Origin of the sequence: Mycolicibacterium hippocampi (assembly GCF_010723735.1) — a bacterium.
Lineage (GTDB): Bacteria > Actinomycetota > Actinomycetes > Mycobacteriales > Mycobacteriaceae > Mycobacterium > Mycobacterium hippocampi.
The window spans coordinates 3,570,698-3,595,853 of the sequence record NZ_BLLB01000002.1 but is presented as its reverse complement, the minus strand read 5'-3'; the positions used below and the strand labels follow the sequence as shown (position 1 = coordinate 3,595,853).

Annotated in this window: 26 protein-coding genes; 4 read left to right on the top strand and 22 right to left on the bottom strand. The window is 68.1% G+C overall.

Annotated features, from left to right (window positions below; all coding sequences use genetic code 11):
* Positions 1 to 32: 32 nt before the first annotated feature.
* From G6N53_RS18410 to G6N53_RS18400, 3 genes are read left to right on the top strand one after another with little or no spacing between them, the layout of a single operon-like run.
* Positions 33 to 797, top strand: coding sequence for an ABC transporter ATP-binding protein (locus G6N53_RS18410; protein WP_163890764.1), 765 nt, complete (start codon positions 33 to 35; stop codon positions 795 to 797).
* Positions 731 to 1,558, top strand: coding sequence for an ABC transporter permease (locus G6N53_RS18405; RefSeq protein ID WP_163890762.1), 828 nt, complete (start codon positions 731 to 733; stop codon positions 1,556 to 1,558). Before G6N53_RS18410 ends, G6N53_RS18405 begins: the two co-directional genes overlap by 67 nt.
* A 5-nt stretch (positions 1,559 to 1,563) precedes the next feature.
* Positions 1,564 to 2,187, top strand: a complete 624-nt coding sequence (locus G6N53_RS18400; RefSeq protein WP_163890760.1) for a TetR/AcrR family transcriptional regulator — start codon at positions 1,564 to 1,566, stop codon at positions 2,185 to 2,187.
* Here the strand turns inward: G6N53_RS18400 and G6N53_RS18395 are convergent.
* The 14 genes from G6N53_RS18395 to phnD are packed head-to-tail and all read right to left on the bottom strand — an operon-like array spanning position 2,184 to position 14,814.
* Entirely contained in the window at positions 2,184 to 2,384 is a 201-nt protein-coding gene (locus G6N53_RS18395) for a Trm112 family protein (protein ID WP_163890758.1), read from the bottom strand. The genes G6N53_RS18400 and G6N53_RS18395 overlap by 4 nt on opposite strands.
* Positions 2,385 to 2,387: 3 nt before the next feature.
* Complete coding sequence (locus G6N53_RS18390; RefSeq protein ID WP_163890756.1) at positions 2,388 to 2,909, bottom strand: hypothetical protein; 522 nt, start codon at positions 2,907 to 2,909, stop codon at positions 2,388 to 2,390.
* Between the two features lie 59 nt (positions 2,910 to 2,968).
* On the bottom strand, positions 2,969 to 5,986 hold the full coding sequence (locus G6N53_RS18385) for an acyl-CoA synthetase (RefSeq protein ID WP_237166568.1): 3,018 nt from the start codon (positions 5,984 to 5,986) through the stop codon (positions 2,969 to 2,971).
* Between the two features lie 52 nt (positions 5,987 to 6,038).
* Positions 6,039 to 7,220, bottom strand: a complete 1,182-nt coding sequence (locus G6N53_RS18380) for an alpha-D-ribose 1-methylphosphonate 5-triphosphate diphosphatase (protein WP_163890754.1) — start codon at positions 7,218 to 7,220, stop codon at positions 6,039 to 6,041.
* On the bottom strand, positions 7,205 to 7,876 hold the full coding sequence (locus tag G6N53_RS18375) for an ATP-binding cassette domain-containing protein (RefSeq protein WP_163890752.1): 672 nt from the start codon (positions 7,874 to 7,876) through the stop codon (positions 7,205 to 7,207). Before G6N53_RS18375 ends, G6N53_RS18380 begins: the two co-directional genes overlap by 16 nt.
* Positions 7,873 to 8,715 carry an ATP-binding cassette domain-containing protein gene (locus G6N53_RS18370; RefSeq protein ID WP_163890750.1) on the bottom strand — a complete coding sequence of 281 codons (843 nt, stop codon included), beginning with the start codon at positions 8,713 to 8,715 and terminating at the stop codon, positions 7,873 to 7,875. Before G6N53_RS18370 ends, G6N53_RS18375 begins: the two co-directional genes overlap by 4 nt.
* Positions 8,712 to 9,578, bottom strand: coding sequence for an alpha-D-ribose 1-methylphosphonate 5-phosphate C-P-lyase PhnJ (locus G6N53_RS18365; RefSeq protein ID WP_163890748.1), 867 nt, complete (start codon positions 9,576 to 9,578; stop codon positions 8,712 to 8,714). Before G6N53_RS18365 ends, G6N53_RS18370 begins: the two co-directional genes overlap by 4 nt.
* A 4-nt stretch (positions 9,579 to 9,582) precedes the next feature.
* A complete protein-coding gene (locus tag G6N53_RS18360) occupies positions 9,583 to 10,578 on the bottom strand; it encodes a carbon-phosphorus lyase complex subunit PhnI (protein WP_163890746.1) in 996 nt (331 codons plus the stop codon).
* Positions 10,578 to 11,138 (bottom strand): phosphonate C-P lyase system protein PhnH, encoded by a 561-nt coding sequence (locus tag G6N53_RS18355; protein ID WP_163890744.1) that lies wholly within the window; start codon positions 11,136 to 11,138, stop codon positions 10,578 to 10,580. Before G6N53_RS18355 ends, G6N53_RS18360 begins: the two co-directional genes overlap by 1 nt.
* Positions 11,135 to 11,551: a phosphonate C-P lyase system protein PhnG gene (locus G6N53_RS18350; protein WP_163890742.1), complete on the bottom strand. Its 417-nt coding sequence runs from the start codon at positions 11,549 to 11,551 to the stop codon at positions 11,135 to 11,137. Before G6N53_RS18350 ends, G6N53_RS18355 begins: the two co-directional genes overlap by 4 nt.
* Positions 11,548 to 12,282, bottom strand: a complete 735-nt coding sequence (locus G6N53_RS18345) for a GntR family transcriptional regulator (protein WP_163890740.1) — start codon at positions 12,280 to 12,282, stop codon at positions 11,548 to 11,550. The genes G6N53_RS18350 and G6N53_RS18345 overlap by 4 nt, the downstream gene beginning before the upstream one ends.
* Complete coding sequence (gene phnE, locus G6N53_RS18340) at positions 12,283 to 13,107, bottom strand: phosphonate ABC transporter, permease protein PhnE (RefSeq protein ID WP_237166567.1); 825 nt, start codon at positions 13,105 to 13,107, stop codon at positions 12,283 to 12,285.
* A complete protein-coding gene (locus tag G6N53_RS18335) occupies positions 13,104 to 13,916 on the bottom strand; it encodes a phosphonate ABC transporter ATP-binding protein (RefSeq protein ID WP_163890738.1) in 813 nt (270 codons plus the stop codon). Before G6N53_RS18335 ends, phnE begins: the two co-directional genes overlap by 4 nt.
* 1 nt (position 13,917) lies before the next feature.
* The gene (gene phnD, locus G6N53_RS18330) at positions 13,918 to 14,814 is read right to left on the bottom strand and encodes a phosphate/phosphite/phosphonate ABC transporter substrate-binding protein (RefSeq protein ID WP_163890736.1); all 897 of its coding nucleotides are present in this window, start codon (positions 14,812 to 14,814) and stop codon (positions 13,918 to 13,920) included.
* A gap of 128 nt (positions 14,815 to 14,942) precedes the next feature.
* Between phnD and G6N53_RS18325 the strand changes: the two genes are divergently transcribed.
* Positions 14,943 to 16,703 carry an ABC-F family ATP-binding cassette domain-containing protein gene (locus G6N53_RS18325; protein WP_163890733.1) on the top strand — a complete coding sequence of 587 codons (1,761 nt, stop codon included), beginning with the start codon at positions 14,943 to 14,945 and terminating at the stop codon, positions 16,701 to 16,703.
* Between the two features lie 6 nt (positions 16,704 to 16,709).
* Here the strand turns inward: G6N53_RS18325 and argH are convergent, their stop codons facing one another.
* From argH to argC, 8 genes are all read right to left on the bottom strand, one after another.
* Positions 16,710 to 18,122, bottom strand: a complete 1,413-nt coding sequence (argH, locus tag G6N53_RS18320) for an argininosuccinate lyase (protein WP_163890731.1) — start codon at positions 18,120 to 18,122, stop codon at positions 16,710 to 16,712.
* A gap of 82 nt (positions 18,123 to 18,204) precedes the next feature.
* Entirely contained in the window at positions 18,205 to 19,404 is a 1,200-nt protein-coding gene (locus G6N53_RS18315) for an argininosuccinate synthase (protein ID WP_163890729.1), read from the bottom strand.
* A gap of 23 nt (positions 19,405 to 19,427) precedes the next feature.
* A complete protein-coding gene (locus G6N53_RS18310; RefSeq protein WP_159231371.1) occupies positions 19,428 to 19,913 on the bottom strand; it encodes an arginine repressor in 486 nt (161 codons plus the stop codon).
* Positions 19,910 to 20,836, bottom strand: a complete 927-nt coding sequence (gene argF, locus G6N53_RS18305) for an ornithine carbamoyltransferase (RefSeq protein ID WP_163890727.1) — start codon at positions 20,834 to 20,836, stop codon at positions 19,910 to 19,912. Before argF ends, G6N53_RS18310 begins: the two co-directional genes overlap by 4 nt.
* Complete coding sequence (locus G6N53_RS18300; protein ID WP_163890725.1) at positions 20,833 to 22,026, bottom strand: acetylornithine transaminase; 1,194 nt, start codon at positions 22,024 to 22,026, stop codon at positions 20,833 to 20,835. Before G6N53_RS18300 ends, argF begins: the two co-directional genes overlap by 4 nt.
* Positions 22,023 to 22,895 carry an acetylglutamate kinase gene (gene argB / locus G6N53_RS18295; RefSeq protein WP_163890723.1) on the bottom strand — a complete coding sequence of 291 codons (873 nt, stop codon included), beginning with the start codon at positions 22,893 to 22,895 and terminating at the stop codon, positions 22,023 to 22,025. Before argB ends, G6N53_RS18300 begins: the two co-directional genes overlap by 4 nt.
* On the bottom strand, positions 22,892 to 24,130 hold the full coding sequence (gene argJ / locus G6N53_RS18290) for a bifunctional glutamate N-acetyltransferase/amino-acid acetyltransferase ArgJ (RefSeq protein ID WP_163890721.1): 1,239 nt from the start codon (positions 24,128 to 24,130) through the stop codon (positions 22,892 to 22,894). The genes argB and argJ overlap by 4 nt, the downstream gene beginning before the upstream one ends.
* Positions 24,085 to 25,134 carry an N-acetyl-gamma-glutamyl-phosphate reductase gene (gene argC, locus G6N53_RS18285; protein ID WP_205390412.1) on the bottom strand — a complete coding sequence of 350 codons (1,050 nt, stop codon included), beginning with the start codon at positions 25,132 to 25,134 and terminating at the stop codon, positions 24,085 to 24,087. Before argC ends, argJ begins: the two co-directional genes overlap by 46 nt.
* Between the last annotated feature and the right edge of the window lie 22 nt (positions 25,135 to 25,156).

Here is a 25,156-nt window from a genome sequence, read left to right as displayed (position 1 = left end):
ACACCTCTTCGACCACAGCGCATATTCATTTGATGATGACTTCATCGGACGATGAATTACTGGGCGGCGCGCCCCCCGACGCTGTCGACATCAGGGATCTGCGGGTCGTCCGTGGTGGCCGTGTGGCACTCGACGACGTCAGCGTGAAAGTGGCGCGCGGGGTGATCACGGGTGTGCTGGGCCCGTCGGGCTGCGGAAAGACGACGCTGATGCGCAGCATCGTCGGCACCCAGATCGTCGCAGCCGGATCGGTGACGGTGCTGGGCAGCCCGGCGGGGTCCGCGGACCTACGCCAGCGCGTCGGCTACGTCACCCAGAACCCGACGATCTACTCGGATCTGCGGGTCCTGGACAACGTCCGCTACTTCGCCGCGCCCTGCGGCTCCGGCGCCCACGACGTCGACGACGCGATCTCCGCCGTCGGGCTGGAGGACCACCGCAAAGCCATGGCCGGCAACCTGTCGGGCGGTCAGCGCACCCGGGTCTCACTGGCATGCGCCCTGGTCGCCCACCCCGACCTGTTGGTCCTCGACGAACCGACCGTCGGGCTGGACCCGGTCCTGCGGGCTGACCTCTGGGAGCGGTTCGATCGGCTGGCGCGCGACGGCACCACGCTGCTGGTGTCCAGTCACGTCATGGACGAGGCCGACCACTGTGAGGACCTGCTGCTCATGCGTGACGGGCAGGTACTGGTCCAGAGCTCACCGGCCCGACTGCGAGAGGACACAGGATGCCAGTCACTGGAGGAAGCGTTTCTGTCCATCATCCGGCGCGGCACCGCAGCAGGAGCAGCCTGAGCGCGCTGAACCCGCGCGGCTATCTCGCGACGACCACCCGGATCCTGCGTCAGCTCGCCGGCGACCACCGCAGCGTCGCGATGATCCTGTTGGTCCCGAGCCTGATCATCACGCTGCTGTATTTCATGTTCGCCGACGTGCCTCGCCGGCCCGGTGAGCCGTCGCCGTTCAACTCCGCCTGCCTGATCATGCTCGGGGTGTTCCCGCTGATCGTGATGTTCCTGATCACCTCGATCACGATGCAGCGGGAACGGGTGTCCGGAACTCTCGAACGAATCCTGACGACCCCGCTGCGTCGGCTCGGCCTGCTTGCGGCCTACGGCACCGCGTTCTCCGTCGCCGCGGCCGCGCAGGCCACCCTGGCGTGTGTGGTGTCGTTCTGGTTTCTCGGACTCGACACCGCAGGCAGTCCCGCGTGGGTGTTCCTGATCGCGATCGCCAACGCCGTCCTCGGTGTCGGACTCGGCCTGCTGTGCAGTGCATTCGCGCGCACCGAGTTCCAGGCCGTCCAGTTCATGCCACTGGTCATCGCGCCCCAACTGCTGCTGTGCGGGATCATCGTCCCGCGTGGGCAACTCCCCGAATGGCTGCAGTGGATCAGCAACGTGCTCCCGGCCAGCTACGCTCTTGAGGCGCTACAGGAGGTCGGTGCACACCCGGAGCTTACGTCGGTCGCCATGCGAGACATCGTGGTGGTCATCGGGTTCGCGGTGCTCTCCCTCGGCCTGGCCGCTGCGACCCTACGGCGAAGGACACCCTAGACAGATTGACGACCAATCCGGAGCGTAAGCGTCCCGGGCGGCCACCTGGCGCCTCGGACACCCGCGATCGTATTCTCTCGAGCGCACGTGACCTGTTCGCGCGCAACGGAATCGACAACACCTCGATCCGGGCCATTGCTGCCGGTGCGGGCGTGGATCCGGCGCTGGTGCACCACTACTTCGGTACCAAGACCCAGCTGTTCGCCGCGGCGATCCAGATCCCGATCGACCCGATGACGATCATCGGACCGTTGCGTGAGGTGCCCGTCGAGCAGATTGGCCGGGTGCTGCCGTCGTTGCTGCTACCGATCTGGGACTCTGAGCTGGGCAAGGGCTTCATCGCCACCCTGCGGTCGATACTGGCCGGGAGCAACGTCTCCGATGTCTCACTGTTCCGGGCTTTCCTGCAGGACGTGATCACCGCCGAGGTGGGTAGCCGCGTCGACGATCCACCGGGGAGTGGGCGGATCCGGGTGCAGTTCGTGGCGTCGCAGTTGGTCGGCATCGTGATGGCCCGATACATCCTGGAGCTCGAGCCGTTCAAATCGCTTCCGGTGCAACAGGTCGTCGACACCGTCGCGCCGAACCTCCAGAGGTACCTGACCGGCGACCTGCCGAATCTGGCCTAAGACGACCCGGCCGCAGCGAGCAGCCGGTGATGCTCGTCGTCGTCGACTGTGACCGCCTCATCGACGAGGAGGACAGGGATGCCGTCGTCGATGCGGTAGCTGCGTCGCAGACGCGGGTTGTAGAGCTGCCCGTCGACATACAGGAGCGGGCCCCGATCGGCGGGGCAGACCAGGATCGAGAGGAGTTGGGCGTCCAACTCTCAGCGACCGGGCATCGGGAAGATCGGTGCGTCGTCTCGGATCATCGGGTTGCCCCCACCCCAACTCGGCCCCATCGGCGCATGCGGGCTACCCGGCGTGGCCACCGGCGGCGCGCCCGGGGCGGGCGCCTGCACGCCCTGCCGGGAGAACTGCTTGCGCTGGTCGACCAGCGTCGCCTGCAGCGCGTCGATCAGAGGTTTCTGGTTGGGCCGCGCCTCGAGGCCCGCCGCCAGCGCCCGGGTGCTGGAGATCGAGGGTCGAATCCCGCGCGATCGCAGCGTGATCACCTGCTCGATCAGCTTGGACACTTGGCCGCCGCCGGAGCCCGTCTGATACTCCTGGGAGATCATCATCAGGATCTGGTCGGGCGACACCGGCGCCCTGTTCTCGGTGGTCGGCTCGGCAGGTTGGGCGGGCTGGGCGCCCGCGACCGGAGCAGCGACACCCGAAATGAGGCCGCCGACCAGCGCTGCGCCTACCAGCGCGGTCGCCGTCGAGCGGCGCCAGATTCGTGGTGACATCGATCCTCCTCGTGGAAAAACAGCCAGCGCGAGCCTAACAGTGCGACCGCCGCCGGGCATCACTCCTGACTGCCGACGATCTCGCTTCGCACCGCAGCGGTCAACCGCTTGTACCGATGGGTATCGGGGTCGCGGTACCAGGCGTTACGCGAGGCCTTCGGGATGCCCTGCTGTCGCAGCGGGCCGGCCAGCGGACGGTACGTCGCCGACAGCGTCATCTCCGGGGCCACGTGCACGATGTCCGGTGCCTCGCCCACCGGCAGTTCGGCCAGCGCCTCTGACAGGTCTGCCGAGGGCACACTGCCACCGGGCCGCAGCGCAAGCGCCGTCACCGCGAGCAGCTCACCGGCGTCGACACCGTAGGTGACGGCCATGTCGACCGAACCGAGCCGACCGACCGCGTCGTTGACCGTCGCGGCGAACACCGGTCCGCGAGCGGTGTGGATGACCGCGTCACGGTTGTCGACGAGCCAGTAGTCCCCGTCCTCGTCACGGCGGAACAGATACTCGGTGGACACCCAGGTGTCGGCAGGCGCGAACACCCCCCGTTTGACCGAGGCCAGCGGATCGACCGGGCCGCGGGGGTGCGCCAGCAGAACGCCGACCTCGTCGGTTTCGGCCAGTCGGACGAACCCCCGGTCGTCTTCGAGGATCAGGTTGTCCTCGGGGTCGTAGGCGGCCAGCGCGATCTCGCCGCCGCCGGGCAGCGGCCGGCCTTTGCTGCCGATCTTGGCGCCAGCGACGTTGGCCAGCACGGCCTGGCCGTCGGTGGTAGCGAAGAACTCGACGACCTGTGCGGGGCCGAACACCTCCACCACGCGCTTCCACAGGCCCGCGGGCATTCCGGACCCGATGAACAGCCGGACCGAATGGGAGCCGGTCAGAGAGAACGCCGGATCGTCGATGACCTCCCGCAGCATTGCCCAGGTGTATGACACCACGGTCACGCCGTACTGACGGATCTCCTGCAGGAACCGTTCCGGGCACGGACCGCGCGACAACGCGACACGGGCGCCACCGACGACCGCACCCCCGAGGCTGACCAGCAGCCCCGACTGGTGGTGCAGCGGCGTGAGGCAGTAGACGGTGTCGCTGCGGCCGAGGTTGGCGGCCGAGGCGGTGCCGAACGCCGACAGCGCCCACCGGTAGTTGGTGATCTGGCGGGCGATCAGTTCACCGCTGATGGTGCTGAACCCGATGAACGCCAGGTCGCGCGCCAGGCCCGGGTTGGGTCGATACCAGCCCGGCAGGTCCACCTGGTCCGGGTCGATCTTCTCCATGTCCACGACGTCGGCGTCGTCAGCGAGGTGCAGGTCCCGGGCTTCACCGCCGCCCAGCACCAGCACGCGCATGTGCAGAGCCCGTGCGGCGTCGAGGTTGCTCGGGTCGGTGATGATCTCCGAGACCGCCCCGAGGCGGGCCGCCGTCGCCAGATCGGCGTCTGGCGGCATCAGCACCGCGACCGCGCCCAGCCGAGACAGGGCCGCGATGGCCACCAGCGCGCTGGGCCGGGTCTCCATCAACACACCGACGCGGGCGCCCTGCCGTACCCCCACCCCGATCAGGCCCCGCACGACGTTGTTGATCCGCCGGTCGACCGCCTCATAGGTGTGCACCCGGCCGTCGAACAGCAGCGCCTCCCCCTGGGGTGCGTCCCGCGCCTGCTCGGACATGATGCGGCCCAACGAGATCCTGGTGTGATCGTTGACCTGACCCAGTCGCGCCAGCCGGGGCAACGTGCGAGCGGTCTCCACGGCGAGCGTGCGTGCCGATTTGTTCGCGGCAACCAGTGCACCGGCCGCCGAGCGGGCCAGACTGAACGCCATCTCGGTGGCGGCGGCGGTGCTGTGCGCCACCCGTGAGGTCAACGACACGCCGCTCTCGGTGTTCTCCGCCGGCTGCAGCGGCATCGGCGACACACCCTCGGGCATCTCGCCGCCGCCGTCGAGCCAACGCACCCACGCGGCGACGGCGGGCCAGGTCTGGGTCGCCGCCTTCGAACCGACTACCAGGCCGAAATGGCCTGCACGAATCAGGAATTCGTACACGTCGGCCTGCGGGGCGGCCCGTTTGATGCCGCGCACCGAAGCCGGTTGGCCGATGTCGTCGACCTCTCCGATGACCGCGAGCACCGGACAATCGATGTCGGACAACGTCACCAGGTCACCGTGGATGGAGAAGCCGCCGGTCATCATCCGGTTGTGGGCGATGAACTGCTTGAGCAGTTCGGAGATGGCCGGACCCGACCAGGCGATCCATCCTTCGGATGCCAGGAAGCGGCGCTGCTGCTCGCGCGGCAGCAGGGCTTCCCTGTCGTGCAGCTGACGCAGGAAGTCCAGCCGCGACTGGGCGGTCTTGATCGGGTCGAGCATCTGGAACCCGGTGCGCGCCAGCCAGCCGGGGATGTCGATGCGGCTGAAGACGTGATCGGCCATGAAGTCCGCGGCGGCCGGTGCGAGGCTCGCGGGCAGGTTCATCGGCAACGCGGCGAGGGTGTCGACGGGCGAGCCGAATCCGATGATGCTGGCCAGGTCCTTGGACCTGCGGTAGGCGGCGGTCTGATAGGCGAACATCCCGCCCTGCGAATAGCCGGCAAGGTGGACGTCGCGGCCGGTCACCAGCTTGATCGTGTCGATGGCCTCGCTGAGCGCCACGACGTGGTCGGCGAGGTTGCGCTGCATACCGCCCTCGATCTTGTCCGGCGAGCCGAAGTCGATGACCCACGGGTCGACCCCGGCCTTGTGCAGGATCCCGACCGCGCCCTCGTCGCGGGTGACGTCCCACATGTCGGCCGACATCATCATCGGGTGCACCATCAGCACCGGAGGTCCGGCGGGCTTGGCACCCGGACGGCTGTCGGGCGGGAAGTAGCGCCGCAACCGGTACATCGGGACGCTCTCGATGATCTGGAATGGCGACGGAACCGCGCCGGTCTCCAGCCCGCCGTAGCGCAGTACCTCGAGACCGTTCTGCGCGGTGGCCACAAGACGCCCCACAGGCCCGGTGATCGCCGAGAGGTCCACCACGCCGAACTTCCCTCCCACGGATTCCAACACCACCGTTGCCGAGGTCATCATGACACAGCGGTGATCACGGTCCGCCGCGATCGGCGGGGTGGGTCAGCGCCCGCTAGGCGGTGGTCAAGGCGATCCCGAACTGGTGGGAATCGCGGCCGAACACCAATCTGCCCGCACGCCACAAAGCCACGCCGACGTGCGAGGTGGCATCACCGCGGCCGGGCTGGAACTGCCGCAGTGATGCGGTCAAAGGACGGCCGACCTCGATCGCTACCGGCGCCAACCCCAGAACCGCTGCCGGATTCCCGGAGATCAGATCGATGGCCGTAGCCAATGGCGCGTCTCCCTGATCGGCCAGCACATGGGGTGCGGTCTGCAGCGATGACGGCAGGTAGTCAGAGCACAGCACGTCGCAGACGCCGGCGGCGACAGCAGCACCGGCCAGAATGTTGCCCGACGAAGTCGACCGGCCACGGATCGCGTTGGGCGCACCCAGGACGACGTGCATTGCCAGTTCATGTGCATGTCGCGCCGCTTCCATCGTCAGCGGGAACTCCGCCACGCGGGCACCGAGGTCGAAAGCCTGCTGGACGTGTTCCGGGGTCCGGTCGTCGTGACTGGCCAACGCGATACCTCGCTCGGTGGCCAGCGAGGCCACCGCCGCACGGCGTTCAGCGGTCAGCGACAGCGCCGCCGGGTCGACGTTGAACACGTCCTCCACTTCAGTTTCGGATATCCCCCAGTCCTGGGCGTAGAACGCGCGGGTCTCGGCCAGGGACCCGAATCTGCTTCGCTGCGCCGATGTTTCGATCATCGAGATCAGGGACACTCGAGAGGATTTCGACAACACCGTCTCCAGCGACTCGACGCCGGCGTCATCGGTGAGTTCCACGCGGGCATGAATCCGCCAGTCACAGCAGAGGACCGGCCCGAGTGATTCCAGCACGGCGGCAAGAACGGCCGCATCGTCGATGGAGATGCCCTTGCGGGGCGAGTCTTCGCACCTGGCTGCGATGCACACGGTCGCAATGCCTGCAGCGGCACACTCGGCGTCGAGCACCGAGATGACCGCCTCGTGATCCAGCGACACCGTGGCCCGCGGCCGGCGGCGCTGAACGAGGTTGTCCAGATGCAGGTCGACAGCGCCGGGCACCAGCAGAAGGTCGCCGGGCGTGCCGGCTTCGCCGATCTCGACGACCACGCCATCGGCGTCGAGCACCACCGCGGCATGGGGAATCACCGGTCTGCCGCCGCCGGGAACGAGTGTCACCCCGTCGATCACCGTCTGTGCCATTCGATTCTTCCTTCCGATAGTTGGCCGACGGCCGAGGCGGCCGCGGCGAGCGTGCTGTCCGGCGTGCCTGTCGCTACGACAGCGACTCCGCGGTCGGTGAGGCATCGCAGCCAGCCCGTCAACACCTTTGGGTCTGCGAACCTCTCCGGTGAGTCGAGGAGCACGAACGGCCGGTCGGTACTCAACGTCGCCATCAGCGCGACAGTGAGTCGGTCCGCGGGTCTGAGTCGTCCGATGGGCACCGACGCCAGGTCGTCCACTCGAAATCGGGTGAACGTCCCGATGGTCGCCGCGCGATCAGACCGCGCGGCACGGGCGGCCGCTTCCGCGGCAGGCAAACGCGGCGCCGCAGCCATCAGTTCGTCGAACGACGCGATGTGGTGCGCTCGCATCGAGGCCACGGTTCGGGCGTCCGCTTTGGCGAGGTCGACCGCCTCGGAGCCGACGCGATAGGTCACCCCGCCGGCATCTGGGAGGTACACACCGGCCAAGCATCGAATGAGCGTCGACTTGCCGGCGCCGGGCGCACCCAGCACGACCGTCATGGTGCCCGCGAGCGCCGTCAACTCGATGCCGCCGAGCACCTGATGAGCCGACCCGAAGCGCTTCGTCACCCCGTGTGCGACGACCTCGGGCACGTCGGCTGTCGGCGTCATGTCAGCCTCGATGACACGAGTAGCTGCGTGTAGGGGTGCTGCGGGTCTTCCAACACCTGTTCGGAGATGCCCTCTTCGACAATGCGTCCGTGGTGTAGGACGAGGATGCGCGAAGCCAGGACCCGGACCGCCGCGAGATCATGTGACACCACGACGGTGGCGGAGGTGAGCGCCTCGGTGACCCGCTGGAACACGTCGAGCAGATCCGCCTGCACCGAGGGGTCCAACCCCGTCGTGGGTTCGTCGAGAAGCAACAACTGCGGCGGGTCGACCAGGGCGCGCGCGAGTTGAACGCGCTGTTGCATTCCGCCGGAGAACGTTCGCAGTGCATCGGTGTGCCGGCCGGAATGCAATCCGAGTTCGTTGAGTAGCCCGCCCACCCGCCGGCGAACCTCGTCAAAGTGGCGCTCACCATTTCCCAGGAGCCGGTCGGCGACGTTCGACTCCGCCGCCAGGTGTGGATGCAACCCTGCAGCGAGCGCATTCTGGTGCACCATCATCACCGTGGAGCGGTCGGCCGGCTGCCCAGCGACCAGTATCGTCCCCGTCTCGGGGACCACATCGCGGTGAAGGCACCTCAGCAGCGTGGTCTTGCCGGATCCGGATTCGCCGACGACGCCGAGGACCTCGCGCGGGCCCACATCGAACGACGCGTCGTGGACGGCCACCACGGAACCGCACTCACGGCAGACGTTGGTGCCGGAGACCTCCCCGGTGAGTTCTACGCAACGTAGACACCCGCTGCCGAAGCGACGCGTGACAGCACGGACGGAAACGAGCGGTTCGGGCGGCAGTAGCGGGCGCATCTGCGGCTGGGTCTCGACGGCGTGTGAGGTCATCGGCCGCACGCCGACCTGCGCGCCTCGCAGCCATCCACATCACTGCAGCACCAGCCAGATTCGCCGGGAACACGGAACGTCTCCACACTGCCGCAGCGGCCGCATGGTCCACCGGCAGCTTCCGGCTCGATCGGGATGTCGGCGAACGCCAACGGCTCCACCGAGGTGTAGGGCGGTAGCGCCGTGAGCCGGGCTCGGCGACCTGCGCCCAGGAGGATGGGGTGTGGACGGTGGTTCATCCGCAGCACGTCGTGACGTGGCACCGGGCTGGGACTCATCAGCTGTGACCCCGCCACCAGCACCGGGTGATCCGCGGCCGTACGGGGACCGCCGAGCCGGGCTTGGGCATCGTAGAGATCAAGCCAGGCGGGGGTGTAGTCGCGCTCGGAATGGTGACGCAGTGCGGTGATGTCGTCGGCAACCACCCGGCGTAGCGGTTCGGGGTGCGGTACCTGCAGCACCAGTAGCTGGTCGCCGCGCAGGGGCAGTTCGGGAATGCGGTGACGACTCTGGATGATGGTCGCCGCCGAGGTGCTGGTGGTTTCCGCGCACTGTGCGGTGGTACTGATCAGATGGCGCATCCCGACCGCATTCATCGAGTGGTCGTCGCCCTGGTCGATGACCTTAACGACATCGGTCGGTCCGACCACCGAAAGCGTCACCTGCAGCCCGCCGCTGCCCCAGCCCCGCGCCACCGGCATCTCGCGGGACGCGAACGGGACCTGCCAGCCAGGAATCGCGAGCGCCTTCAGGATGGCCCGGCGCACATTGCGTTTGGTGCCCTCATCGAGATAGGCATAAGCCTCCGGCCGCCCGTGCGCAGCCGCAAGGCCCGCAACGCTTGGTGGGAAATCGCGAGTCACGTCGTCACCCCGTCACACCTGAGATGTATGCCGCAAAAGTGGCATAGTGCGGCAGCCGGACGTGTTCTACGAAGCCTGCGGTGGCTGGGCCGTCCGCGGCCGCCACGACGGTCTGCTCGTCCAGGGGCAACACCTCGTCCAGCTCACCGTCCGCTCGCATCGCGGCATCGAGCAGAGCCAGCGAGATCGCCCGTCGTTCCACGGTTCCCAGTGTCGCGCCCCAACCCATGGCGAGTCCGGGCCTGCCGTCGACATCGGCATCGACGACGACCTCGACCTCGGTGATCGGAACCTCGGCGATCAGGCACGGTCGTCCCGTCCGCGGATGTGGTGTCCGGACAGCCGCGACTGCTACCCGCAGCTCGACCATGACCGCCTCCTGTCGCCGTCCCAAAATCAGCGCGGCCAGCGCAACCAGTGCGCCGGTCTCGCCGCGCGCCAGCATGGCCATCCGGTTCACTCGGGACAACGGCGGAGTCAGGACGGTTCGCGCCGGGTCGTCGCCGTCTCCCTCGGCCGGTTCTGCCACCATGCGGGCGGCCTCGATCAGATCTCGGACGCGTGGGGTTCCTGCGTGCGTCGGCACCTCAGCGGTCCGCTCGGCCACGGGCTCCGGGGTCTCCTCAGCCGGGGGGTCGGACCAATGTAGTTGCCGCGAAACAAGATCGGGGGCCAAGCCGAGCCACTGACCACCAGATATCTGCGGATACGCTGAGCTCAGCCGTCTGAGCACCACGACTTCCCCCGCATCAACGGGCAGCGCCGGCACGTGCGGTTGGGTTGCGGCCCAGACTCGTAGCATCGACACGGCGTGGGCGGTGTCACCTCGGGATTGTCCGAGTGCGCGCCGGGCCACCGCAGTTTCCCAAAGTCCTGCCTCCGCGCACACCTGCTCTTCGAGAAGGGTGATGTTCAGTCCATCGCCCGTCGGCAGAGAGGCTCGGCGGGCGAGACGGCGCGCTGCGTCGAGGGCGGGATTCTCCTGCATGCTGGCGTACATCAGTCGGTCCTCACCCTCACACTTCGAGGCAGGCCGGTGACTTGGCTGCCGTTGACCACGAGAAGATCGACGCCACACGGTGAGTCAGCGTTCGCCGCGGTGAACGCCCGTGCGGCCAGGGCGTCGAGTGCCACCGCCGTTCGGGCGACGCCCTGCACTCCAGGACCGACGACCGACATCGGCAGCGGCTCTCCCGCCGCGGCGATCACGATCGTGGCACCGGCCTGCGGGGCGAACGCGGTTCCGCGCGGGGCAAGCGCGATCGCCTCGGCTGCGGGGCCCTCGACGAGTACCCAGTCCGCTCGATCGATGTCCGTGCGGGTGGCCCCGGTGAGCTCGCACACTCTCGCAGCCGTGCGATGTGCTGCCGCTGATCCTGAAACCCCCAGTGTCAGACCTTCATCCAGCAGCGCCAGGAGGATGGCTGCGGCACCGTCGAGGCCGGTATCCCCGGCGAGTCCGGGGGTACCCGGGATGGCTACGGCAGTGCCAGGTGAACACAATGCCTGCATACATGCCAGGAAGACCGTGCGGGCGTCATGGACCGTGTCCCAGCTCACGGAACGTCCAGCCTGGTCATCGCGACCAGATCGGCCCATTCGCTCCGGCGGTCGGCTACCTCACGACGGGTGGCCATGCACAGTTCGGTGACGTCGGTCGTCAGTGCGCCACCCCGTTCACTCTCGGCGTCGCATACCGCGGCGGCCACCGCTCCGGGGAAGTCGCAGCCGGGACGGATGCCGTCGCCCCGGGTCCCATTCACCACCACGCTGCAGCGGGTCAGCGCAACATGGCCGAGAACCACGGTGTTGCCCTGAGACCCGGGCATGCAGACTCGCACCGGAGCGCTCACCGACTCCGGACCGTCGGCCACCGACACCTGGACCCCGGCGGCGAGGATGCGATCGGCGAGCGCCTCGAGTGCCCGGGCGTCGGCGGCTGCGAGCGCCTCGTATCGCTGTTCGGGCGTCATGGCAGATCCACGGTCAGCTGAACCCGATCTCCCCGGAAACGGTGCGCGACGAGGGCGACCGGGTCACCGTTCTGATCGATGTTGAGACCCTTCATCTCCAGTACCGGAGCGCCGACCCGGATCTGGAGAAGTTCGGCCTCGACCGGATCAGCAAGCCCTGCAGCGAAACTGCGGTGCGCGCGGCGCATTCGTACCCCATGGGTGTCGAGCAGGAATTCGAACAGTGAGGTCTCCCCGGTCCAGTCCTGGGCCAAGCCAGGGAAACGTTCTACGTCGATGGAAGTCTCTGAGTACGACCACGGTTGACCGTCGACCATTCTCAGGGTCCTGAACACCCACACGTCACCCGTGGAGCTCAATGCGGTTTGCAGAGCCTGGGAACCGACCCTGTCTGCCGACAGCAGCCGGATGGCGACGTCGTGGCCGAGTTCTCGCATCGTTCGAGTGAGGCTGGCGTCGCGGCCGGCCGAGATGCTGTACCGAACCAGTGGCGTGGCGACGAACGACCCCCTGCCGTGCACTGTTTCGATCAGCCCACGTTGGCTGAGTTCATTGAGCGCCCGTCGAACTGTCAGACGGTTGACGTCGAACTGCTGCGACAACTCCGACTCGCTCGGCAGGCGGTCGCCAGGACGCCCTTGCTCGACCAGTCGAGCCTCCAGCAGATCACTGAGTTGCCGGTAGACAGGACGGTCGGAGAACCGGTTTATCACTTCTGTGAGACTACTCATCTACACCTCTACTCCACCCAGGACGCGCCGCCGAATGGCAGCCGAAACCCGTTCGAATGCAACAACAACCACCAGGATCGACAGGATGATGGTGGCCGCCTCGTCGTACCGCAGCAGAGTCATCGAGGTGGCCAGCTCGATGCCGATGCCCCCTGCTCCCACCAGTCCGAGCACCACCGACGAGCGTGCCGAAGACTCCAGCGCGAACATCGACGTCGTGACGAACGAGGGCAGGCATGCCGGGAACACGCCGCCCACCAGGATCCCGAAACGGGACGCCCCCACTGCCCGGAGCCCCTCGATACGACCCGGCTCGATGTCCTCGATGCTCTCGGCGAAGAACCGTCCACAGAATCCCATCACGTCGACCGCGATGGCCAGCACGCCCGCCTCTGGTCCCAACCCGACGGCGATCACGAAGATCAGGCCCCAGACGAGGTCGGGAATGGTCCGGCTCACCGTCACCACCGCTCGGCTCACTGCGTAAAACGACCAGTGCGGGGTCGTGTTCCGTGCCGCGAACACGGCCACAGGCAGGCTGAGAACGACCCCGATGAAGGTCCCCAGCAGGGCCATTTCGACGGTCACGAGCAGCGACTTCAGGATGGGTGCGAGGCGACTCACGTCGGGGGGGATCGCATCATCGCCGAACTCCCCCAGTCGCAGCACACCGGAGATCAGGGAATCGGGACGGACCGCAACGCCCTGGGTCCAGCCGTGGGCCAACAGCCCGCCGACCACCAGCAGGATGACCAGGGTCATCAGGCTGGGCCGGCCGACTCGCCGCGGCACACCGGCCCGCAGCGTCCCGGCGGTCTTGGTCACCGTGGCGCCGCCCGGTAGACGGCATCCAGCTGTGCTGCATCACAATCGGCCGCAGCGTTGTCGAACTCCATTACGCCGTCGTGCAATCCCACCACTCGGTCGGCGTATTCGAGGGCCAACTGGACTTGGTGCAACGCCATCACCACGGTGACACCCCGTTCGGCCGCCACCGATGCCAACAAGTCCAGGACGGACTTCGCCGAAACTGGATCCAGGCTGGCCACCGGTTCGTCGGCAAGGATCAACTGCGGGCGCTGCATCAGCATGCGGGCGATGGCCACCCGCTGCTGCTGTCCCCCGCTGAGGGTTTCGGCCCGGCGATCGGCGTAGCCGTCGAGCCCTACCCGGCGCAGTGACTCCATGGCCTCACTACGGACATCGTCGGGGCTGGTCAGCGGCCAGGCACACCGGGAGCTGCGGCGTCCCATCGCACCGTGCACCACATTGTGGAAGACACTCAGACGCGGGATGAGCTGAAACCGCTGGAACACGAACCCGACATCTTGACGAATGCTGCGCAGCGCCCGCCGGGAGGCGCCGGTGACCGGCCTTCCGGTGATGGTTATGGTGCCCTCTGCCGGCTCGATGAGCCTGACGAGACAGCGCAGCAACGTGGATTTCCCGGCACCGTTCGTCCCGATGAGCGCAACGGTCTGGCCGTCGGGCACGCGCAGGTCGACCCCTGACAGCGCGGCGGCGGAGTTGCGCCGGTAGCGAACCGTGAGGTTGGTGACGTCGATCGCAGTGGTCGCCTCCGAGCGACTGCGGGAGCTGGCTGCGTCGGCAGAGACTCCGGCTGGAGCTGCCATCTCAGTCGCCGAGAAAGTCGGAGAAGTCGTTGACACCGACAGCCTGGTACATCGAACGTACTTCGTCGTAGTCCGCATCAGTCACCGAAACCAGCTTGGCGTTCTCGTATTTCGCGTTGTCCTTGCCTTCCAGCATGGCGGGCAACAGGGTGTCGAAATGTTCGGTGAAGGTGTCCCGGATGGTGGAAACCGTCTCCTCGTCGAGACCTTCACGCGCCATCAGCAGGTCGGGTGGCAGCACCGGCCCCTCGGCCAGCACCCGGTACTGGGTGGGATCCTCCTCGGACGCCATGAACTCCTCGTAGTCGTGGTAGCCGACGCCGACGGCATCGACGTCACCACGCACAAGCGATTGGTGCACGGCATCGCCGACAGTGAGGACCTCGAGTTCGGTGGTGGGGTCCAAGCCGGCGTCGACGAGTATCTGTGACGGGCCGAGGTGGCCGCTGGTGGATCCCACGTCACTCATCGCGATCGTGCCGCCCCGCAACTGGTCCAGACTCGTGATGCCGCTGTCGGCGCGCGTGTAGATGCTGGACCGGTAGCCGTCCCGTTCGATCGCGATGATCGGTTCGGCGCCGGTCTTCTCGTGGATGACGACGTACTCGGCCGGGCCGGTGAAAACCACATCGACACGGTCGGCGGCCAGCGCGGCCGCGGCGGCGGTGCGGTCGTTGACCGCGAAGAAGTCCAGCTCCATCCCGGACTGCTTCTCGAACTCTTCCTCGAAGGCCCCGAACTCGCGCTGCAGTTCCTCGAGGCCCTGCAGATCGGTGACCGCGAGTCGTAACGTGGGCGGCTGGTCGGGTTGCGCGGTGTCACCACTGCTGCAACCCGCCCCTACCGCCGCAGCGGTCAGCAGGGCCATGGCACTTGCGATCACGCGGCGTGCAGACATCGGTATCCCATCTATTGGCCGTTTCGGCTGGCATCTAGATGTCTAGATGAGTATTCCGAACTGTGGGTTAACGCTCCGCAACCGCAAGTGCAAAGCAATGTGTCGGTGCCGCATATCATCGGCGGCTGATGGCAAACCTGATCAACCTCGAACGGGCCACGGTCGGCTACGGCACCCGCACATTGCTCGACGCAGTCAGCCTGGGCGTCGAGGAGGGTGACGCGATCGGTGTGGTCGGCCGAAACGGCGACGGCAAGACCACGCTGCTCAAAGTGCTGACCGGTGTCGGCGATCCCGACTCGGGCCGGGTCACCCACACCTCCGGTCTGTCGGTCGGCTACCTGCGCCAGGCCGACGACTTTCCCGCGGGCGCCACCGTGCGGGGGGTGGTTGCAGGTGGCCGCCCCGATCACGTCTGGGCGGCCGACGCGGACACCCGCGCTGTTGTCGAGAACCTGCTGGCCGAGATCGCCCTCGACGCCGAGGTGGCCGGCCTCTCCGGCGGTGAGCGACGCCGCGTGGCGCTGGCGGAAGTGCTACTGGCCGGCCACGACGTGCTGATTCTCGACGAGCCCACCAACCATCTCGACGTCGAGGTGATCGGCTGGCTGGCCGGTCACCTGCGATCCCAGCCGTCCCGGGCGCTGATCGTGGTCAGCCACGACCGCTGGTTCCTCGACGCGGTGTGCAGCAAAACCTGGGAGGTCCACGACGGCGTCGTCGACGCCTACGACGGCGGATACGCCGCCTACGTGCTGGCTCGTTCCGAGCGCATGCGGGTGGCGGCCGGCACCGAGGCCCGGCGCCAGAACCTGATGCGCAAGGAGTTGGCGTGGTTGCGGCGGGGACCGCCGGCACGGACCTCGAAGCCGAAGTTCCGCATCCAGGCGGCCAACGAGCTGATCGCCAACGAACCGCCGCCGCGGGACTCGCTGGTGCTGCAGCGCTTTGCCACGGCCGGGCTTGGCAAAGACGTGTTCGACCTGCACCGGGTCCGCCTCGAGGTGGGTGACCCACCGCGCACCCTGCTCGACGGCATCGACTGGTCGATCGGACCGGGGGCGCGCATCGGACTGGTGGGCGTCAACGGCAGCGGGAAGACGTCGGTGCTGCGACTTCTCGCCGGCGAGATGGCGCCGACCGCCGGAACCGTCAAGCGGGGCCTGACGCTGCGGATCGGCTATCTCAGCCAGGCGCTGGGTGAGATCGACGGCGGACAGCGAGTGATCGACGCCGTCGCCGATCACCGCCGCATCGCCGAACTGGCCGGCGGCCGGGAGATCAGCGCGGACACGCTGCTGAAGGATTTCGGCTTCGTCGGTGACAAGCTGATCGCCCGCATCGCCGAATTGTCCGGCGGTGAGCGCCGCCGGCTGCAGTTCCTGCGCTTGTTGCTCGACGAACCCAACGTGCTGCTGCTCGACGAACCCACCAACGACCTGGACATCGACACCCTCACCGTCATCGAGGACTACCTGGACGGCTGGCCGGGCACGTTGATCGTCGTCACCCATGACCGGTACTTCCTGGAACGGGTCAGCGACGTGACGTACGCGCTGACCGGCGGGGGGCGCTGCGACCTGTTGCCGGGCGGCATCGAGCAGTACCTCGCCGACCGAGCCGCGGCCGACAACCCGACGTCCTCGAAACCAGCGCCGGCACGCGGTGAGACCGCGGCAGCGCGGGATCGCCGGCTGGGCAAGGAGATGGCGCGGATCGAGAACCAGCTGGCCAAGCTCGACGACCGGATCGCGTCGCTGCACGACTCGATGGCCGACGCGGCCGCCGACCACGTCCGCGCCGGCGAACTCAACGCCGAGCTCAACGAGTTGCTCGCGCGCAAGGATTCGCTGGAAGAGGACTGGCTGGCCGCAGCCGAGGACGTGTGACGTCCGCTATCGCCGAAGCCTGATCCGCAACCTGTCGGCGGCGTCACGCACCGCGCCGAGTTGCTTGGCGACCTGGACGGGTGCGGTGCCCCCGTGGGCGTCGCGGGAGTTCACCGAGCCCTCGACCGTGAGGACCTCGCGGACATCGGGGGTCAGCTCGTGATGGATGCCGGCCAGCTCGGTGTCGGCGAGTTCCTCCAGGCCGACGCCGCGGGTCTCAGCGGCCCGCACGGCGGCACCTGCGGCTTCGTGCGCCACCCGGAACGGGACTCCGCGCCGTACCAGCCATTCGGCGACGTCGGTGGCCAGGGTGTAACCCTGCGGGGCCAGTTCGACCATCCGATCGGTGTCGAAGCGCAGGGTGGCCACCAGACCGGCCATGGCGGGCAGCAGCATCTCCAGCTGCGCCACCGAGTCGAACAACGGTTCCTTGTCCTCTTGCAGATCGCGGTTGTAGGCCAGCGGCTGGGCCTTGAGCGTGGCCAGTAGCCCGGTCAGGTTGCCGATCAACCGGCCCGACTTGCCGCGGGCCAGCTCGGCGATGTCGGGGTTCTTCTTCTGCGGCATGATCGAGCTGCCCGTCGACCACGCATCGTGCAGCGTCACGTAGCCGAATTCCGTGGTGCTCCAGAGGATGATGTCCTCGGCCAGCCGGGACAGGTCGACGCCGATCATGGTCAGCACGAACGCCGCCTCGGCGGCGAAGTCGCGCGAGGCGGTGGCGTCGACGGAGTTCTCCGCGGCGGTGTCGAAACCGAGTTCCTCGGCGATCGCGTCGGGATCCAGGCCCAGTGAGGAGCCGGCCAGAGCGCCGGACCCGTAGGGCGACACTGCGGCGCGCTTGTCGAAGTCGACGAACCTGTCGACGTCGCGCAGCAGCGGGTGGGCGTGCGCCAGCAGGTGATGGGCCAGCAGGATCGGCTGGGCGGACTGCAGATGGGTCTTGCCGGGCAGGATCGCCGTCGGATGTGCGGCGGCCTGCGTCGCCAGCGCCGACACCACCTCGAGCACGCCGTCGGCCACCCGCCGGATCGCGTCGCGAAGCCAGAGCCGAAACAGCGTGGCTACCTGATCGTTTCGCGAACGGCCGGCACGCAGCCTGCCGCCGAGCTCCGCGCCGACCCGGTCGATGAGCCCGCGCTCCAGCGCCCCGTGCACGTCCTCGTCGCTGACCAGGGGGCCGAAGCTGCCGTCCGCGACATCAGACCCCAGGCTGTCCAACCCGAGCAGCAGCGCATCGCGTTGCTCCTCGGTGAGCAGCCCGGCCCGGAACAGCACCCGGGCATGCGCTTTGGACGCCACGACGTCGTACGGGGCCAACACCCAGTCGAAGTGTGTCGACTTGCTCAGTGCGGCAAGAGCATCCGAGGGGCCGTCGGCGAACCGGCCACCCCAGAGTGAGCCCTCGTTGGTGCTCATGAGCACGTCCTCAATGCCGCCCGAGCGTGCAGTTTTGTACGCAGTCTGCGGCGTGTTGCCGTGCAAACACGCGCGCTCGCGGTCACTGGGCCAGGTCCCGGCGGGCGGACAGACTCGACGACAATCCGTGCACGTGCACGAAGCCCTTGGCCGAGGACTGGTCGAAGGTGTCACCCTCGTCGTAGGTGGCCAGGTTGAAGTCGTAGAGGGATTCCGCGCTGCGGCGCCCGTTCACCGCGATGTGCCCGCCGTGCAGCACCAGCCGGATCTCACCGGAGACATGCTCCTGGGTGTGGGCGACGAACGACTCCAGCGCGGTCTTCAGCGGCGAATACCACAGGCCGTCGTATACCAGTTCGCCCCACTTCTGATCGGTGTTGCGCTTGAACCGGCCGAGTTCGCGCTCCAGCGTGACGTGTTCGAGTTCGGTGTGGGCGGTGATCAGCACCATGGCACCCGGGGCCTCGTAGATCTCGCGGCTCTTGATCCCGACGAGCCGGTCTTCCACCACGTCGAGCCGGCCGACTCCCTGCGCTCCCCCGCGGCGGTTGAGTTCCTCGATGGCCTCCAGGACCGACACCGCGCGCCCGTCTATGGACACCGGCACACCCTTGTCGAACCCGACGACCACCTCGTCCGGGCTGCTCCAGTTGACGGTCGGATCCTCGGTGTAGTCGTAGACGTCCTTGGTCGGCGCGTTCCAGAGGTGTTCGAGGAAACCGGTCTCCACCGCCCGGCCCCACACGTTCTGGTCGATGGAGAACGGTGAGCGTTTGGAGACGTTGATCGGGATGGCGTTCTCCTCGGCGAAGGCGATCGCCTTCTCCCGGGTCCACGCGTAGTCGCGGACCGGGGCGAGAACCTCCAGATCGGGTGCCAGCGAGGCGAACCCGACCTCGAAGCGCACCTGGTCGTTGCCCTTACCGGTGCAGCCGTGCGCCACGATGCCGCCACCGTGCTCGCGGGCGGCGGTCACCAGGTGCTTGACGATCAACGGCCGGCTCAACGCCGACACCAGCGGATAACGGTCCATGTAGAGGGCGTTGGACTGGATCGCCGGCAGGCAGTACTGCTCGGCGAATTCGTCCCGCGCGTCGACCACCACCGCCTCCACGGCACCACAATCCAGGGCGCGCTGCCGCACGACGTTCATGTCCTCGCCGCCCTGCCCGAGGTCGATGGCGACCGCAACCACCTCGCGACCAGTCTCCTTGCCGATCCAGCTGATCGCCACCGAGGTGTCCAGACCGCCGGAATACGCCAGGATGACGCGCTCGGACATAACAAACTCCTTCTTCAGTTACTTCAGGCTCGGGAAATGTTCTCGAACGTGGCGGCGAGTTCGGCGCCGGTCATCGGTTCCCGGGCAACCACCAGGATGGTGTCGTCGCCCGCGATCGTGCCGACCACGTACGGTAGTGCCGCCCGGTCGATGGCGCTGGCAAGGTAGTGCGCGGCGCCCGGGGGTGTGCGCAGCACGGCGAGGTTGGCGCTGGCGTCGGTGGACACCAACAGGTCGACGAGCAGCCGCGACACCCGTTCGGTGCCACCGGTGACGCCGCGCACCGGGCTGCCGTCCTCGGGGACGACGTAGACACCCACGCCGCCGTCGGCGCCCCGCAGCTTGACCGCGCCGAGTTCCTCGAGGTCACGCGACAACGTCGCCTGCGTGACGTCGATCCCCTCGTCGGCCAGCAGCGCCGCCAGCTCGGTCTGACTGTGCACCGAGCACGCCGACAACAGCGCGACGATCCTGGCCTGCCGCCCAGCACGGGTCGCAGCGCTGGTCACGGCGACGCCTCGAGCAACCACACCAGCAGCGCCTTCTGGGCGTGCAACCGGTTCTCCGCCTCGTCCCACACCGCGCTCTGCGGTCCGTCGATCACCTCGTCGGTGATCTCGTGTCCGCGGTGCGCCGGGAGGCAGTGCAGCACAATGGCTTCCGAGTCGGCATGTCCGAGAAGCCCGGCATTGAGCTGGAACGGCCGGAACGGGCGGACCCGGTCGAGCCCGTCGTTCTCCTGGCCCATCGAGGTCCAGGTGTCGGTCACTAGCACGTCGGCACCCGTCGCCGCCCGCACCGGGTCGTCGATGAGCGTGACGGTGGCGCCGGTCTGCACGGCCCGCGCCTCGGCCGCGGCGACGAACATCGGGTGCGGCTCGAAGCCGCGTGGGGCGGCGATCGTGACGTGAACGCCGGCCGTGACGCCGCCCAGCATCAGCGAGTGCGCCATGTTGTTGGCGCCGTCACCGAAGTAGGCCAGCTGCAACCCTTTCAGTGCACCCTTGCGTTCGGCCAGCGTCTGCAGATCGGCCAGCACCTGGCACGGATGGAACTCGTCGGACAGCGCGTTGACGATGGGCACGGTCGATCCGGTACCCATCGCGGTGAGCCGCTCCTGGGCGAAGGTCCGCCACACGATGGCGTCGACGTAGCGGGAGAGCACCTGCCCGGTGTCCTCCAACGTCTCCTCCCGGCCCAGCTGGGTGCTGCGACCGTCGACCACCACGGCGTGCCCGCCGAGCTGCGCGATGCCGACCTCGAACGAGAATCGGGTGCGTGTCGAGTTCTTCTCGAAGATCACCGCCACGCCGCGGGGCCCTTCCAGCGGGCGACGGGAGAAGGGAGATTCCTTCAGCTCCGCGGCCAGCGCCAGGACCTCCGCCTGCTCCTCGGGGGTCAGGTCGTCGTCGCGCAGGAAGTGCCGGGTCATTTGCCCTCCAACTCAGTGCCTGCCTGATCCAGGACGGCGGGAAGCGCGTCAAGGAAACCGTCGACCTGGGCGTCGGTGATCACCAGCGGCGGCGCCAGCCTGACGACGTCGGGTGCCGCCGCGTTGACCAGGAAGCCTGCCTCGCGCGCGGCGCTCTCGACGGATTTGGCCGCCTCGGCGGTGAGCACGATGCCGAGCAGCAGGCCGCGACCGCGGACATGGTCGATCAGAGGATGGCCCAACGCTTCTGTGCCGTGACTGATGGTCTTGCCCAGGACGTCGGCGCGTTCGACCAGTCGCTCGTCGGCGAGCACCCTCAGGACCGCCAACGCGGCGGCGGTGCAGACCGGATTGCCCCCGAACGTGCTGCCGTGCAGGCCAGGGGTGAGCAGTTCGGCCGTCGCGCCGACCGCCAGGCAGGCGCCGATCGGCAGCCCTCCGCCGAGCCCCTTGGCAAGGGTCACGACGTCGGGTGTGATCCCGTCGTGCTGATGGGCGAAAAATGCCCCGGTGCGGCCGATCCCGGTCTGCACCTCGTCGAGCACCAGCAGCGCACCGTGCGCGGCGGTGATGTCGCGGGCCGCCGCCAGGTAACCGGCGGGGGGCACGACGACGCCGCCCTCCCCCATGATCGGCTCGAGGAACACCGCGGCGGTGTCGCCGTCGACAGCACCGGCAAGCGCCTCGACGTCTCCGTAGGGCACGTGGGTGACGTCTCCTGGCAGCGGGGCGAACGGCGCCTGTTTGGACGGCTGACCGGTCAGAGCCAGCGAGCCCATCGTGCGGCCGTGAAATGCGCCTTGCGCGGCAACGAGTTTGGTCCGGCCGGTCAGCCGGGTGATCTTGAATGCGACCTCGTTGGCCTCGGTGCCGGAATTGCAGAAGAACGCCCGGGCCGGAGCACCGAGGAGCCCGACGAGCGCTTCGGCCAGCGCCACCCCCGGTTCGGTGGCGTACAAGTTGGACGTGTGCCCCAGCGTGCTCATCTGGCGGGTGACCGCCTCGATGACCGCGGGATGGCCGTGACCGAGGACGTTGACGGCGATGCCACCCAGCAGGTCGACGTAGGACCTGCCGTCCACATCGGTGACCACGGCGCCGTCGCCACTGGCCAGCGCCAGCGGCGGGGTGCCGTAGTTGTTCATCATCACCGCCGACCACCGGTCCAGCAGCGGGGTCCCCGCGGTCACGTGCCGACCACCTTCGTGCCGGCTCCCCCGTCGGTGAACAACTCGACCAGCACGCAGTGCTCGACGCGGCCGTCGATGACATGTGCGCTCGGGACGCCGCCACCGACTGCGCGCAGGCAGGCTTCGATCTTGGGCACCATGCCCTCCTCCAGGGTGGGAAGTAGTTGTGTCAGTGCCGCGACGTCGATCTCGCTGACCAGTGAGCCACGATCGGGCCAGTTGGTGTAGAGGCCCTCGACGTCGGTGAGCATCAACAGTTTCTCGGCGCCGAGCGCCTCGGCCAATGCTGCCGCCGCGGTGTCGGCGTTGACGTTGTAGACCACGCCGTCGGTGTCGGGGGCGATCGTCGACACCACGGGGATACGGCCGGCGTCGATGAGGTCCAGCACGGCGTCGGTGTTGACCCGCGCGACGTCGCCGACGAGACCGATGTCGGTGGCGACGCCGTCCACCAGCACGGTGCGGCGCACCGCGGTGAACAGTTGCGCGTCCTCACCGGTGATGCCGACGGCGTAGGGGCCGTGCGCGTTGATCAGGTTCACCAGCTCCCGGCCCACCTGGCCGAAGAGCACCATCCGGGCCACGTCGAGCACCTCGGGGGTGGTGACGCGGAACCCGCCTCTGAAATCGCCTGCGATGCCCAGCTTTTTGAGCATGGCGCTGATCTGCGGCCCGCCACCGTGCACCACGACCGGGTGGATACCGCAGTTCCGCAGGAATACCATGTCGGCCGCGAACGCCACCTTGAGCGTGTCGTCGGTCATCGCGTTGCCGCCGTACTTCACCACGACAATCTTGTCGTGCAGCGCCTTGAGCCAAGGCAGTGCCCCGGCGAGCACCGCAGCCTGCTCGGCGGTCGTGGGGCTCATGAGCTGTAGGCCGAGTTCTCTTCGACGTAGGCGTGCGAGAGGTCGGTGGTACGGACCTCGGCGGACGCCGATCCGACGCCCAGGGCGACGGTGACCGTGATGTCGTCGCCCGACAGGTCGACCTCACGCGCCCCCGGTGCGCCGACCCCGTCGACGCAGACCGGGAAGCCGTTGAACGACACGGTGATCCGCTCGGGGTCGAGCTCCACCGGTGCCATCCCGACCGCGGCCAGCACCCGTCCCCAGTTGGCGTCGGACCCGAAAAGCGCGGTCTTGACCAGGCTGTCGCGGGCCACCACCCGCGCCGCCGTGAGCGCGTCGTCCTCGGTGGCCGCACCGGTGACGGCGATGACGATGCGCTTGGTGACGCCCTCAGCATCGGCCTGCAGCTGGGCGCACAGGTCGTCACAGACAGCCAGCACGGCGTCGTCGAGTTCGTCCTGGCTGGGCGTGATCTCGCTGGCACCGGAAGACAGCAGCAGCACGGTGTCGTTCGTGGAGCAGCTCCCGTCGATGTCGAGTCGGTCGAACGTGCGGGAGGCGGCGCGCTTCAACGCACGCTGCAGCCCGGCGCTGTCGGCGACGGCGTCGGTGGTGATGACGCTGAGCATGGTGGCCAGTGACGGGGCCAGCATGCCGGCACCCTTGGCCATCCCGCCCACGGTCCATTTGTCCTGATGATGCAGCGCAACCTGTTTGGGTACCGTGTCGGTTGTCATGATGGCACGAGCGGCCTCTTCGCCGCCGCTGAGGCCGCCTGCCATCTCATGCACGATCTCTTCGACTCCGGCCAGCACCTTCTCCATCGGCAGCCTGTCACCGATGAGCCCGGTCGAGCAGACGGCGACCTCGATCGCACCGGTTTCGGTGCCCCAGTCCGACAGCGCGGCGGCCACGGCCTCGGCGGTGGCGTGGGTGTCCTGGAAACCCGCGGGGCCGGTGCAGGCGTTGGCGCCACCGGAGTTCAGGACCACCGCCCGCAGCCGGCCCGTGGTCAGCACCTGCTGAGACCACAGCACCGGCGCGGCTTTCACCTTGTTACGGGTGAACACCCCCGCCGCGGAGTGGTCGGGGCCCTCGTTGAACACCAGCGCTAGATCCAGCGCACCGGAGGCCTTCAGGCCGGCGGCGATTCCGGTCGCGCGGAATCCGGCCGGCGCCGTCACGCCCTGGGTGCGCAGCAGCCGGGTCACGGCGCCACCCCCACCGTCGACAGTCCGTCGGTCTCGGCCCATCCCAGGGCGAGGTTCATCGACTGCACGGCTGCTCCACCGGTGCCTTTCACGAGATTGTCGATGGCGGCGATCGCGACGAAGGTCGACGCGTCCTCGTCGACCGCGACCGCGAGTTGTGCGGCATTGCTGCCGATCACCGAGCCGGTCTTCGGCAATTGGCCGTCCGGCAGCAGGTAGACGAAGGGCTCGTCGTCGTACGCCTTTTCGTACGCGGCCCGCAGCTCCGAGACCGGTGCGGAGGTACGCGCGGTGCAGGTGGCCAGGATGCCTCGTGACGTGGGGATCAGTACCGGGGTGAACGACACGGTGACCTCGCCTTCGGTCAGCGCACGCAGCCCCTGGGCGATCTCGGGGGTGTGCCGGTGCTTGCCACCGATGTTGTACGCGCGTGCCGATCCGATGACCTCCGCGCCGAGCAGATCCACCTTGGCGGCCCTGCCTGCACCGGAGGTACCGCTGACGGCGACGACGGTGACCGCAGGTTCGATCAGGTTCGCGGCGAGGGCAGGCCACAGCGCGAGCAGTGCGGCGGTCGGGTAGCAGCCGGGCACGGCGATGCGCTTGGCGTCCCGCAACCGGTCCCGCCCGCCGGGCAGTTCCGGCAGGCCGTAGGGCCAGCTGCCGGCATGCTCGGAGCCGTAGAACCGCTCCCAGTCGGCGGAGTCGCTGAGCCGGAAGTCGGCACCGCAGTCGATGATCAAGGTGTCCGGTCCCAGTTGCTCGGCCAGTACCGCCGAATGTCCGTGCGGCAACGCCAGGAACACGACGTCGTGCCCGGCGAGCACGTCGAGTTCGGTGGGCTCCAGCGTCCGCGATGCCAGCGGCAGCAGGTGCGGGTGGTGCTCGCCCAGCGCGGTGCCTGCGCTGGCGGCCGCGGTGAGTGCCCCGATCGTCAACCGGCCGGAGTCATAGGCGGGGTGCCCGAGGAGCAGCCGAAGGATCTCTCCCCCGGCATAGCCACTGGCACCGGCGACGGCGACGGATGTCATGCAGCGATGGTGCATGATTATGCAGAAAGTTGCAAAC